Annotated in this window: 9 protein-coding genes and 1 pseudogene; 3 read left to right on the top strand and 7 right to left on the bottom strand. The window is 66.6% G+C overall.

The window, feature by feature from the left end; translation table 11 throughout:
• Positions 1 to 182: 182 nt before the first annotated feature.
• Positions 183 to 881, bottom strand: coding sequence for an MspA family porin (locus QH195_RS09535; protein WP_280435085.1), 699 nt, complete (start codon positions 879 to 881; stop codon positions 183 to 185).
• A gap of 274 nt (positions 882 to 1,155) precedes the next feature.
• Positions 1,156 to 2,136 carry an alpha/beta hydrolase gene (locus tag QH195_RS09530; RefSeq protein ID WP_432278306.1) on the bottom strand — a complete coding sequence of 327 codons (981 nt, stop codon included), beginning with the start codon at positions 2,134 to 2,136 and terminating at the stop codon, positions 1,156 to 1,158.
• A 298-nt stretch (positions 2,137 to 2,434) separates the two neighbouring features.
• Here QH195_RS09530 and QH195_RS09525 point away from each other — a divergent pair, with 298 nt between their 5' ends.
• On the top strand, positions 2,435 to 7,900 hold the full coding sequence (locus QH195_RS09525; protein WP_280435084.1) for a carboxyl transferase domain-containing protein: 5,466 nt from the start codon (positions 2,435 to 2,437) through the stop codon (positions 7,898 to 7,900).
• A 244-nt stretch (positions 7,901 to 8,144) separates the two neighbouring features.
• On the top strand, positions 8,145 to 8,378 hold the full coding sequence (locus QH195_RS09520) for a DUF433 domain-containing protein (protein ID WP_280435083.1): 234 nt from the start codon (positions 8,145 to 8,147) through the stop codon (positions 8,376 to 8,378).
• A 145-nt stretch (positions 8,379 to 8,523) separates the two neighbouring features.
• Here the strand turns inward: QH195_RS09520 and QH195_RS09515 are convergent, their stop codons facing one another.
• Positions 8,524 to 8,853, bottom strand: coding sequence for a hypothetical protein (locus tag QH195_RS09515; RefSeq protein ID WP_280435082.1), 330 nt, complete (start codon positions 8,851 to 8,853; stop codon positions 8,524 to 8,526).
• A gap of 302 nt (positions 8,854 to 9,155) precedes the next feature.
• Here QH195_RS09515 and QH195_RS09510 point away from each other — a divergent pair, with 302 nt between their 5' ends.
• Positions 9,156 to 10,358 carry a helix-turn-helix domain-containing protein gene (locus QH195_RS09510; protein WP_280435081.1) on the top strand — a complete coding sequence of 401 codons (1,203 nt, stop codon included), beginning with the start codon at positions 9,156 to 9,158 and terminating at the stop codon, positions 10,356 to 10,358.
• 348 nt (positions 10,359 to 10,706) lie between these two features.
• Here QH195_RS09510 and QH195_RS09505 read toward each other — a convergent pair whose 3' ends face one another.
• The 4 genes and pseudogenes from QH195_RS09505 to QH195_RS09490 all read right to left on the bottom strand — a co-directional run.
• The gene (locus tag QH195_RS09505; protein ID WP_280435080.1) at positions 10,707 to 11,213 is read right to left on the bottom strand and encodes a PIN domain-containing protein; all 507 of its coding nucleotides are present in this window, start codon (positions 11,211 to 11,213) and stop codon (positions 10,707 to 10,709) included.
• Complete coding sequence (locus tag QH195_RS09500; protein WP_197039689.1) at positions 11,135 to 11,362, bottom strand: CopG family transcriptional regulator; 228 nt, start codon at positions 11,360 to 11,362, stop codon at positions 11,135 to 11,137. Before QH195_RS09500 ends, QH195_RS09505 begins: the two co-directional genes overlap by 79 nt.
• Before the next feature lie 289 nt (positions 11,363 to 11,651).
• A complete protein-coding gene (locus QH195_RS09495) occupies positions 11,652 to 12,203 on the bottom strand; it encodes a hypothetical protein (RefSeq protein WP_280426504.1) in 552 nt (183 codons plus the stop codon).
• A gap of 411 nt (positions 12,204 to 12,614) precedes the next feature.
• Positions 12,615 to 13,133, bottom strand: a pseudogene (locus QH195_RS09490) (hypothetical protein); the annotation flags it as partial.

The raw sequence follows: 13,133 nt of genomic DNA, 5'->3' as shown, positions 1-13,133 counted from the left end.
CTGGAGAGCCGGGTGCTGGTGCACGGGAAGCGCACCGTCGTGTTCTCCTGAACGGAACCTGCCGTTCGGTGCGCGCGGTGCCGGTTTTTTGTCCCCCCCCCCCCCCCCCCCCCCTCCCCCGGGTCGCCCCCCCCCCCCCCCCCCCCCCCCCGCCGGGCCGGCCCGGCCGACCGCGCGACAGCTCAGAACTCGAAAGCGGTTCCGTAACCGGTGGTTTGAGCCGCACCACCCGGAGTCCGGGCATCGACGGTGACGAAGGGCATGGCGGAGGCCGGGGAAAGGCAGCCGTCGACGTTCACGGGGGTGTCGGCATGAGCGAAGGTGAACGGGAACGTCGTCTCCGGGGTCAGCTCGGTTTCGCCGACCACCACCGGCGCCACCGTACCCGGCGCCAGATTGACACCTACTTCGCCGGCCAGCGCCGATTCGACTCCGACGCTCGGCTCCACGCCGACGAGAGGCGCGATCGTGACGACCGGTGCGGCACCCTCCTCGAATGTGGTGGCGACCTCGAGTTCCGTATAGGGCGAGATCGAGGCGCCGCCACCGACTTCCGGTGCTATCGCAATCGAGAGCCCGTCGGATACGTCCACCGCGCAACCGACCAGGTACCCCACCACGATCCGGCCGCCCTGTAGCGCCGGAGTCCCGTCGAGGGCGACCGAGAAGTTCCCGGACACCTTCGTCGCATGACTGAATGGCACCCCCGCCGAGATATCGCCGGCGGGCACCGAATTCGTCGAATCCACCGACGCGATCAGGCGCATTCCGCCGACACCGACCTGGCCGGGTGCGGCGCGGGCGGGGTTGCCGAGCACGACAGCGGCGGCCACTGTCGCCAAGGTGATCGCTGCAGCGGTACAGGAATGCTTGCGGTTCATCGCGCTCCAGTCGAGTGGGCATCGAAGCGGAACTTGGCAAACGGACGGCATCAGCGAGTCGAGCCCGGAAGCAGTGGTGCAGTACCTCCGCCTGCGCTTCGGTATGCGGGTTGTCCGTCTCGCTCATGCCCGATCAACGGCGTACACGGGCAACACTGCCCGGCGTGTGCAGACCGGAAGAATACCGGCTGCGCAGCTCAGCGGGTCGGGCCGCTTCGGCGAGTCGCCGACAAATCCTGGACGGCGGGCCGTCGGAGAGTTCCCGTCACCGTGATCAGTGGACGCCGAGTGCGTCCAGGATCATCGGGCGAGCGGTGGCGATCGCCCGATCCCAGTAGGGCCAGGTGTGGGTGCCGTTGCCGATATCGACACGCGCCGCGATCCCCAGGGACGCGATGCGGTCGCCGAAGATTCGGGCGGCGGTCATGGCCATCGCCTCGAGCCCCATCGCGTTCACGGTGTTCCCGGCCCCGTACGGCACATCGGGAAGCCCGGGCACACCGTTGCCCGCCGAGATGTACATCGGCAGACCGCGCAACAATTCGGCCTGCACGGTCGGATCATGGCGGTTCCAGGCGGGATCCCCGGCCGGACCCCACATATCGTCGACATTGAACCGGCCCTCGTCCCACATCGCGGCGCGCACCGCCTCGTTCCACATCGGGAAGGTCGGATTCACGAAACCGGAGAAGGAACCGGCGAAGCGGAATTGGTCGCGATGGTGCGCAGCCAGCGTCAGCGCTGCCCCACCGCCCATGGAAGCGCCCACGATGGCGTTGTTCGTCCGCGAAACCCCGTAGCGCGCCAGAAAAGCCGGTAGCTCCTCGGTGAGGAAGGTCTCCCATTTGTATGTGGTGGCCTGACCGTTGGTGCTGCTCGGCCGATACCAGTCGGCGTAGAAACTGGAATGCCCGCCGACCGGGAAAACCAGCGTGACATCGTCGCCGGCGAACCGTTTCAGCACATCGGTATCGCTGACCCACTGACTGTGATCACGCGGTGCCCGCAGCCCGTCGAGCACATAGAGCGCCGAACTACCACCACGCGCCGCCCACTGCACCTGCACCTCGATCGGCCCCATGCCGGACGGCACCACCAATTCCTGATAGCCACCGGCCGGGGCGCGCAGCACCGGCGTACCGATCGGCGCGGCGGCGACCACCGCCCCACCCAGCCACGTCGTCAGCAGTGCCGCAGCGACAACCGCACCGAATTTCCGCAGCCGCCCCCGCGCAGCCGGATCACCTGCTCGCACTCCGTACCCCGTATTCAGTCTCGTATGGTGCTCGCCGGTAACGCTACCGAACCGGCCGCGATTACACCCGCGAGCGGCACACACACGACATGACCGACCCGGCTTGCCCGCCGTTCGGGCCGATCCGCGCCCGCCGGACCACCGTGTCGGACGGCCGTGCCCGGCCGGCTCCATAAAAATACGTGCGAGTAGCCCTCACACGCTGTGCATTTTCGTGCGGTGAGGAGGCAGACTGGCCCAAACGTACCCGCAACCCCCGCCCGACCGGGCTCGTGCTTGCGCAGGAAGGAGTCGGCGAGTGTTCAACCGCATCGCCATCGTTAACCGTGGAGAGTCCGCCATGCGGCTCATCCACGCCGCCCGGGATCTGTCCGCGGAAACCGGACACCCCATCGAAACGATCGCCCTGTACACCGACGTCGACCGGAACGCGACGTTCGTACGGGAAGCCGATGTGACCTATGACCTCGGCCCGGCATCCGCACGCCCGTACCTGGACCTGAAGGTCCTGCGCAACGCCTTGCTGGCGACGAAGGCAGAGGCCGCCTGGGTCGGCTGGGGCTTCGTCGCCGAGGATCCGGCGTTCGCCGAACTGTGCCAGGAAATCGGCGTGACCTTCGTCGGCCCCGACCCGGAGGCCATGCGCAAACTCGGCGACAAGATCGGCGCGAAGCTGATCGCCGAGGAGGTCGGTGTGCCGGTGGCGCCGTGGAGCCGGGGTGCGGTCGAATCGCTCGACGACGCGCTCGCCGCCGCGAGCGAGATCGGTTACCCGCTGATGTTGAAGGCGACCGCCGGTGGCGGCGGCCGCGGTATCCGGGTGATCACGAACGAGGCCGAGCTCGCCGACGCCTACGAACGCACCCGGCAGGAGGCCGTGCGCGCGTTCGGCAGCGGCGTGGTTTTCCTGGAGCGCCTGGTCACCGGCGCCCGGCACGTCGAGGTCCAGGTGATCGCGGACGGCCAGGGCACCGCGTGGGCGCTCGGTGTACGCGACTGCTCGGTACAGCGCCGCAACCAGAAGATCATCGAGGAATCGGCTTCGCCGGTGCTGAGCCCCGAGCAGACGGCCGAATTGAAGGCCTCCGCCGAGCGGCTCGCGATCGCGGTCGACTACCGCGGCGCGGCCACCGTCGAATTCCTCTACCACCCCGGTGAGCAGCTGTTCGCGTTCCTGGAGGTCAATACCCGGCTGCAGGTCGAACACCCCATCACCGAATACACCACCGGTTTCGATCTCGTCCGGGCGCAGCTGCTGGTCGCCTCCGGCGGCCGGCTCGAGGGCGAGCCGCCGGCCGAACGCGGCCACGCCATCGAGGCCCGCCTCAACGCCGAGGACCCCGACCGCGATTTCGCGCCGGCCCCCGGCCGCATCGCGCACCTCGACCTGCCCGCGGGGCCGGGCATCCGCGTCGATACCGGCGTCAGTGAGGGCGATACCATCCCGGCCGATTTCGATTCCATGATCGCCAAGATCATCGCCTACGGCAGCAACCGTGACGAGGCGCTGGGCCGGTTGCGCCGCGCCGTCGCGCAGACCCGGGTGATCATCGAGGGCGGCGCCACCAACAAGAGCTTCGTCCTCGACCTGCTGGACCAGCCCGAGGTGATCGATGCCAGCGCCGATACCGGCTGGATCGACCGCGTGCGCGGTGAAGGCCGGCTGGTCTCGCACCGCCACTCCAGCGTCGCCCTGGCCGCCGCCGCCATCGACGCCTACGAAGAAGAGGAGCGGGTCGAACAGCACCGGCTGCTGTCCACCGCCGCCGGCGGGCGCCCCCAGGTACAACACGACAGCGGCCGGCCCCTCGACCTGAAGTTGCGCGGAGCGAGCTACCGGGTGCGGGTCGCCCGGATCGGCGCGCACCGGTTCCGGGTCGGGATCGAGGCGGGCACCGATACCCGCACCGCCGATGTCGACCTCGAACGTTTCGACCGGCACACCGGGCAGGTCGTGGTCAACGGTGTGCGGTATCGCCTGATAACCGGCACGCACGGCCCCGTCCACCTGGTCGATATCGACGGCGTCACCCACCGCATCAGCCGTGACGAAGGCGGTGTCGTCCGGTCACCCGCCCCCGCGCTGGTGGTGGCCACCCCGCTGGAGGCCGGTGCCGAGGTCGAGGCCGGCGCCCCGGTGCTGGTGCTCGAGAGCATGAAGATGGAGACGGTGCTGCGGGCGCCGTTCCGGGGGCGCGTGAAGGAAATCGGTGTCTCCGTCGGCACCCAGGTGGAGACGGGTGCGCCGCTGCTGCGCCTGGAACCGCTGGCCGAGGACGACGCGGCCGGGGATGCCGAGGCCACCGTGTCGGTCGAGCTGGATCTGCCCGCCGAGCCTGCCCAGATCCTGCCGCACGAGCGGATGACCCGCGGCCGGCAGGATCTGCGCAGCCTGCTGCTGGGCTTCGATGTCGACCCGCACGACGATCGCCGGGTGCTCGACGACTACCTCACCGCGCGCCGGGCGGCCGTCGCGGACAATCACCGGCCGCTGGCCGAGGAACTCGACCTGATGCAGGTGTTCGCCGACCTGGCCGAACTCAGCCACAACCGGTCGTTCGACGACGACGGCGGCGGACGCGGCCATGTCCACAGCGCCCGCGAATACTTCCACACCTATCTGCAGAGCCTCGATGTGGAGCGGGCCGGGCTGCCGGAATCGTATCGGGCGAAGCTCGCCGCGGCCCTCGGCCACTACGGCGTCACCGAACTCGACCGCACCCCGGCCCTGGAAGCCGCGGTCTTCCGCATCTTCCTCGCCCAGCAGCGCCCCGCCGATACCGTCGAGGTCATCTCGACCCTGCTGCGGGAGTGGCTGCGCGAACCGATGCCCGACGGGGTGTTGCGCGAACCCGTCGGCCTGGCCCTGGAACGACTGGTGGCGGCGACCCAGGTGCGGTACCCGGTGATCGCCGATCTCACCCGCGGTCTGGTCTTCGCCTGGTACGGCCAGCCCGTGCTGCGCCGCAATCGCGCCCGCGTCTACACCGACACCCGCAAGAACCTCAGCTACCTCGACGCGAACCCGGACGCGGCCGACCGCGGCGAACGGATCGCCCAGATGGTGAGCGCCACCGAACCGCTGGTGCGGTTGCTGGGCCAGCGATTGTCGCGAGGTTCGGCCGACAATACGGCGATGCTGGAGGTGCTGACCCGCCGCTACTACGGCAACAAGGACCTCACCGATGTTCGCACCCGGCAGGCCGGTGGCTGCACCTTCGTCGTCGCCGAACGCAAGGGCCTGAACCTGGTATCGGCCGCGGTGAGCTTCGATTCGCTCGCCGAAACCGTGCGCGGGCTGACCGAACTGGCCACCGGGACCACGTCCATCGAAGCCGATATCTACCTGTCCTGGGAGAATCAGCCCGAGGATTTCGATGCGATGGCGGCGGCTCTGCACGAGGTGTTGAACGCCCAGCCGGTACCCAATCTGGTCCATCGGATCACGGCCACCGTGGCGGGTAGCGACAACGCGGTCATGCATTACCACTTCACCTTCCGCCCGTCGGCCACCGGGCTGGAGGAGGAACGCCTCATCCGCGGCCTGCACCCGTATATCGCGCAGCGGATGCAGATGAAGCGGCTGCACAAATTCGACCTCACCCAGCTGCCGTCCTCGGACAACGAGGAGGTGTACCTGTTCCGGTGTGTGGCCAAAGAGAATCCGGCCGATGAGCGTCTCGTAGCGTTCGCGCAGGTCCGGGACCTGACCGCGCTGCGCGATCACGACGGCCGGCTGGTCACCCTGCCGACCGCCGAGAGCACCATCGCCACCTGCCTGGACTCGATCCGGCGGGCGCAGGCGGGGCGGCCGGCGGCCAAACGGTTGCAGACCAACCGCATCGTGATGTACATCTGGCCCACCATCGACGTCACCCGCGCCGAACTGGAGAAAATCGTCGAGCGGGTGCGGCCCACCACGGTCGGTGCCGGGCTGGAGGAGATCCTGCTCATCGCCCGCCAGCCCGATCCGAAAACCGGTGAACTGGTCAAACTGGCGCTGCGGATCACCTTCGACGCGATCGGCGGCACGCAGGTCGTCGTCGGTGAGCGGTCGGACGAACCGGTGGAGCCGCTGGACGAATACCGCCAGAAGGTGCTCCGGGCCGCCGGCCGCAACGCCGTATACCCGTACGAATTGACCGATCTGCTCGGCGATTTCACCGAATACGATCTCGACGCCGACCACACGCTGGTCCCGGTCGACCGGCCGAAGGGCCGCAACACCGCGGCGATCGTGGCCGGTGTGGTGACCACCCCGACCGACCGGTACCCCGAGGGCATCACCCGCGTGGTGCTGCTCGGCGATCCCACGAAATCGCTGGGCGCGCTCTCGGAACCGGAATGCCGCCGGATCATCGCCGCACTCGATCTGGCCGACCGTATGCAGGTACCGCTGGAGTGGTACGCGCTGTCCTCCGGCGCCCGGATCTCGATGACCTCCGGTACCGAGAACATGGACTGGGTGGCGGCGGCGCTCAAACGCATCGTCGAATTCACCCAGGACGGCCGCGAGATCAATATCGTGGTGGCGGGTATCAATGTCGGCGCCCAGCCGTACTGGAACGCCGAGGCCACCATGCTCATGCACACCAAGGGCATTCTGGTGATGACCCCGGATTCGGCCATGGTGCTCACCGGTAAACAGTCGCTGGACTTCTCCGGCGGCGTATCCGCCGAGGACAACTTCGGGATCGGCGGCTACGACCGGGTGATGGGCCCGAACGGCCAGGCGCAGTATTGGGCGCCGAACCTCACCGCCGCCCGCGGTGTCCTGATGTCGCATTACGATCACACCTACGTCGCACCCGGGGAGCAGTCCCCGCGGCGGGCAACCACCACCGACCCGGTGGATCGCGATATCTCGGATTTCCCGCATGTGCTGGCGGACAGCGGTTTCACCACCGTCGGCGAGATCTTCTCTCCCACCGCCAACCCGGACCGCAAGAAGCCGTTCGATATCCGGACCGTCATGCGGGCACTGTCCGATCAGGACCACGACGTTCTCGAACGCTGGGCCGGGATGGCCGACGCCGAAACCGCGGTCGTGCAGGACGTGCACCTGGGCGGTATACCGGTATGCCTGCTGGGTATCGAATCCCAGAACATCCCGCGGCGGGGATTCCCGGCCACCGACGGCCCTGACACCTACACCGCGGGCACCCTGTTCCCGCAGTCGTCGAAGAAGGCCGCACGGGCGATCAACGCGGCCAGCGGTAACCGACCGCTGGTCGTGCTCGCGAACCTGTCCGGGTTCGACGGTTCACCGGAATCGATGCGCAAACTGCAACTCGAGTACGGCGCCGAAATCGGCCGCGCCATCGTCAATTTCGACGGCCCGATCGTGTTCTGCGTGATCTCCCGCTACCACGGTGGCGCCTTCGTGGTGTTTTCGAAGGCCCTGAACCCGAATATGACGGTTCTGGCCATCGAAGGCTCCTTCGCCTCGGTCCTCGGCGGCGCTCCCGCCGCGGCCGTGGTGTTCGCGGGCGAGGTGGGCAAACGCACCGCCACCGACGCCCGGGTCCGGGATCTGGAGCAGCGCGCGGCGAACGCGGGCGGCACCGAACGCGCCGCCCTCACCGCCGAACTCGACGAACTCCGCTCCTCGGTCCGCGCGGAGAAGCTGGGTGAGGTCGCCGCGGAATTCGACGGCGTGCACAGCATCCAGCGTGCCGTCGAGGTCGGTTCGGTGGACGCCATCATCCGCGCCGCAGAACTGCGCCCCCGCATCATCGAAGCCATCGCGGCCCGGCTCCGATGATCTGACCGAGCGGTGCACCCGGTAGGCGGGGTGCACCAGTCGAGCTCTGCTGATGCCCTCGCCGACCCAAGTCGGCGGGGCATCGTCCGTTATCGAGGTATATCGGCAGTGTCGGCCGAGCACCTATCAGCCACGGCTGACGGCGACAATCCGGTAGGCGGCGATCGACCCTCCAGGTCGGTCGGGTGTGACCGAACAGGAAACCATGCCGTGGTGCGCGTGTAATCGCGGCTACCATTGACCCATGTCACGCCTCGAGCGAATTACCTCCGATCCGCAGATCTGCCATGGTCAACCCGTGGTGCGTGGCCTGCGGATACCGGTCCAGAACATTCTCGAGCTGATGGCGTCGGAGATGAGTTCCGAAGAGATCCTCGAAGACTATCCGGACCTCGAGCCCGATGATCTGCTCGCGGCTCTCGAGTTCGGTGCCCTGGTGGCAGGCGGACATACAGTCGCACCGGTCAGCGCGGCGTGAAATTGCTAGTCGACCCGCAGCTTCCCGCGCGTCTCGCTCGATTCCTGCAGACCGAGCGCTCATGGGTAGTCGCCCGGCCGACATAACAAGGTCGTGAGCCCGTCCAGCGACAGCACCAATAGGAGGAGTGTGCTGTCGGCCGACATCAGGCTCGCCCCCGCTCAGGATCCGTGCTGGGCCAGCGGTATCCGCGGGGATAGAGCTGCATCGGCGTGATCAACGCGGCGTTTCCGGTGATGAGATGGCGCAGGTCATAGGCGTGCTCGAAGCTCGGCACCACGACCGCTTCCGCACCAGCCTCGGCGGCGTGTCTGGCGAGCGCATTGCCGGCGAGCCGAGGGACGGTGTCGGTATTGACCGTATACACCAGCCGGTATCCGTGTCTTTCGGCGAGTTCGTGCAGGTCGATTCCGGGGTCCGGAATGTCCAGCCGGATCAGCGCGACCGCAGCAGGCAGGAGTTGTCCGTCAGGCATGACACTTCTCGGCGGTCTCTGCCCACTGCCGGATGAGCTTCAGCAGGTGCTCTAGCTGGACAAGAGTCGTAGGAGGCGTCCATGCTGCGCCACCGGGAATATCGGTCGCGCCTCGGTCTCTGGTCGGCAGTTCGCTGTTCATGACACTCCCCTATCCTCGGTCCTGGTATGTGGATGGCGCCGGAGCGGGCGTTTGCTCGACCCGCCCCGAGGCCGGGTTTCAGGTTCAACCGAGCGGGCCCTGTGAACTACCAAGCCTTTTTGTCATGCTGGTGGCAGGCGGCAGCACAGGATGGGGAGCCATGAGCACACAGATCGGTGTCGGCCAACGGGTAGCGGAGATGCGGAAGCTCAACGGGTGGTCGCAGCCGCGACTTGCCACGGAAGCGCACATCTCGGTGTCGCTCGTCCGAGCGGTCGAGCAGGGACGTGCCCCAGCCAGCGCGGCATTCGTATCGTCGTGCGCACGCGCCCTGAAGGTGGCGCCGGCCGAGTTGCTGGGGCAGCCGTATCCGCGGATCACCACCGAGCAGAGCGACGTTGCCTCAGGTATCGCAGTAATCCGTGTCGAACTCGCAGCCCACGATCTACCAGCACCAGGAATCGAAACCCGCCCGTTCGAGGTGATTACAGCGGACGTCGAACGGATACGAAAGCATCGGCGAGAAACCAACTTCTACCGGCTGTCCAGCGAGCTGCCCGCCCTGCTGTCGGAGGTTCGCGCCCTGGTTCACGGCATGCAGGGCAGAGAGCGCGAAAAAGCTTTCCTCCTGCTTTGCGAGCTGTACACCTCGTCCCGGAGTCTGGCGCACAAACTCGGATACACCGATCTGGCCACGCTGGCAGTCGAGCGGTTGGCATGGGCGGCATCGCAGGCCGGGTCGCGACTGTGGGCAGCCTGCGCACAGTTCCATCGGTCGTCTGTGCTGACCTCGGCGGGTGACTGGAATACCGCCGCGGCCTACCTGGACCAGTGCCGCCGTGACCTCGAGTCGGAAATCGATGGAACCGACATCGAAAGCCGGATCGCCTGGGGAACCCTGCACCTGCAGTCCGGCCTGGCCGCAGCCCGATCAGGAAACCGAGATGCGGCAGATGCCCATCTGGCAGAAGCCCAGTCGACAGCCGCACTGGTAGGAACCCCCGACTTTCACGACCCGGTGATGAATTTCGGCAGGGCGAACGCGGACATCTGGTCGGTCGGCCTGGCCGTGGAAATGCTCGACGGGACCGAAGCGATCAAGCGCGCCGAAAAGCTGGTACTCCCGGCCAACACTCCGAAGTCCCGCGCCGGGCACATGTATATCGACCTCGCCCGCGCGTTCCTGCTGCACGGTGACCGGACCAAAACATTGGAAGCACTGAACACCGCGCGGAAGATCGCGCCGATACAGACCCGGTACCACCCGATGGTGCACGAGACCGTACGGGTGCTGGCCCGGCAGGAAGCGCGGAGCACAGAGAGTCTGCGCGGATTCGCTGCATGGTGCGGGGTAGGTCAGTAGCCAGTAAGCGGCATACGAGCAGGGTGTGCGGCGGCCCCCACCCCGCCCGTGCTGGCGGCGGCCCGGCAAATGGCGTCGCGAATCCGCCTTGGACTGAGGGTGTCCACAGCATCCAGCGCGCCGTCGAGGTCAGCTCGGTGGACGCCATCATCCGCGCCGCCGAACTGCGCCCCCGCATCATCGAAGCCCGGCTCCGGTGATCTGATCCAGAGCGGTGCACGCGGTAACCGGGTGAACCGCCCAAGTCCCGCTGATGCCCTCGCCGACCTGTGGTCGGCGAGGGCATCAGCCGTTACGCGGTGTACGCGGCGGTCGTGGCTCTCGCCGCATATGTCTCCGCATTGGGCGTCAACGGTCGTCGGGAAGTAACCGGAACGCTTCTGCGGCCACGAGCGGCCGGATAGCACGGAAGTCACGCCGGTCCAGTGTGAGTATGTCCGTGGTGCGGAACTCGGCCGCGAGGGTCACGTTGACCGCATCCGCCAAGTCGAGATCAAGGCCGGCGTAGCGTCGCTGTACTTCTCTGGCTACGCCGAGAACATCACGGCCGGTGTCTGGGACGAGAAAGCGCATGCGGTCGACTTGGGAAAACACGAAGTTCATCACCACGACGCGTTGAGATCTCCCGAACCTGCGACGAGTCAAATGATCGAGTTCGGTCAGAACCATGGGCGACACTACGACCGTTCCGGCCTCACGCAGTACCTCTTCACAAGCGCTGGAATCCGGAGAGTCCCGGTCGAATGCCGCGAGCAAACCGGAGGTGTCGGCGACGACTAGCACTGACCGTCTGCCACTGCCCGCCGAATCTCCTCTTTGGTCGCCGGCTCGCCGCCACCGGAGACCTTCGGCCATTCGTCCGGATCATCCCAGACCCGATACGACAACGCCGCCAGGTGTATGCCCTCGCGGATGATCTCGGCCTCGGATCTGCCACGCCGCCTGGCTGCCTCTTTGATCAGGGCGAGGTCGTCGGCATCAGCATAGACATTCGTCCGTTTCATCGACATGTACCATGTTTAGCACATGTACCACCCCGTGCATATACGCTGCCAGATCACATACTGGGCGCGGGCGGCGAGTTGGCTCGGTGGACGCCGTCATGTGCGTCCGCATCATCGAAGCCGTCGAGACGCAGCTCCGGTGATCTGACCGCCCGAAGTCCTGGTGATGCCCTCGCCGACTCGGATCGGCGAGGGCATCTCTGACACCGAGGTACGTACACCACACGCCTGCACTCAGCGCAACCGCGTGTCGCAGCCCGGTTCGGGCGGTACCGCCCGGCAGGCTCGATTACCTAGGCGGCAGAATCCCCTGGCCGTTCATCACCAGGCCGCCGTTGACGATGGCACCGATGAGGCAGCCGGGCAGGGCGCCCACGACCAGGAAGATGAGCCCGACCAGGGCACCGATCCCACAGCCGATTGCCGCGCCCAGGATGAGCGTGTCGTTACTGGCGATATCCTTCAGCGGTGCGGGCGCCGGCGCACCGTTCGCGGCGGCTGCGGGACGGTCGATGGTCAAGGAGGTTCCGGCCGCGTCCACTCGTGCATCGAGACGGACCTGCTGACCCGCGACCTGGTACACCAGCGGTACCTGTTCCAGCACTTCGCCGTCGGCTGCGACGACCTCGACCGAATCCGCAGTAACCTCGAAATTGCCCGATGTCAGAGTGGTGGTTGCGCTGGAGCGGTCGGGCGACCACGCCATCGAGTACCCCACATTCCCGTCCACTTTCCCGGCTACCGGATGCGCCATATTCGCCTCACCGTGTGCCGTACCGGCCATGACGCCGACGGCCGCGGTGGAAAGCAACGCCGTTGCGGCGATTTTGGCGAATTTCATTGTGTATGCCCTATCTGTGTTCGAAGTGCAGATCGATCGTGTGGATGATCGCATACCCGGAAGGATCCATTACCGAAATAGCCTTCGCCGCTTGATGATTTGCGCATACGAGACAGTCACGCACATACCGGAACAGACCTGTAGTTCATATCCTTCTCGAACTCGTGCCGGGCAACGCTGCTGTTCTGGCTTATCAGTTCTGGGAATACAGTTTGGTCTTGTCGCGGAGTCCCGGACCGATACCACTCCGGCGGCAGCACCTCGGTACCGAAACGATCCAGTAAACCGTCCGACGGCACGCCACCCGCGGGCACCACCAGGAACTTGCTGAGCCCGGCCGCAAGGTAACCCTCGATCAACCGGTAAAGATCCGGCCGGCTGCGCAAGACATGCGCGGAACCGGATAGCAGGTCAGCCGACGAGGGTTTCGCCCGGATGCAGCGTGGGTCCGCAGCCCACAGTCTGCTGCTTCTCTACAAGCGGTGGGATAGCCGTGGCCGCGTAGTCGCGGAGCTGCCCGAGCTGGTGCTGACCGTGCACAACGTCTTTGCGGACCCAGTCCTCATCCGGCACTGTGGGGTCCTCGGAGCGTTGTAACACGTAGTAGTCGCGCATGACGCGGGCGTCGCTGGTGATGTTGTTCTCCAGCCACGGGCCGTGCGTATGGATGAAGGTGGGCCGCAGCTCCTCGAATACGTAGTCGCCGAAGGTGGTTCGGTCGTTGCCGGCGATGATATCTGCCATCCGAGTATGGGTGAGCCCTGCCATATCGATCAGCTGTAACCGCGATGTCAGCGCACTTCCGCCCATATCGGGGGTGAGCAGGGTGCCGTTCTGGATACGGAGGATATCCGCGTAGCCGTTGAAAAGGCGGCCGAACCGCAGGGCGATCCAGCACACGGGCACATCCTCGTCGGCGCTGTATGCCGC

This window comes from Nocardia carnea, assembly GCF_029868855.1.
GTDB lineage: Bacteria > Actinomycetota > Actinomycetes > Mycobacteriales > Mycobacteriaceae > Nocardia > Nocardia carnea_A.
Note: the sequence above shows the minus strand (reverse complement) of the source record. Positions and strands in the feature narration are given on the sequence as shown.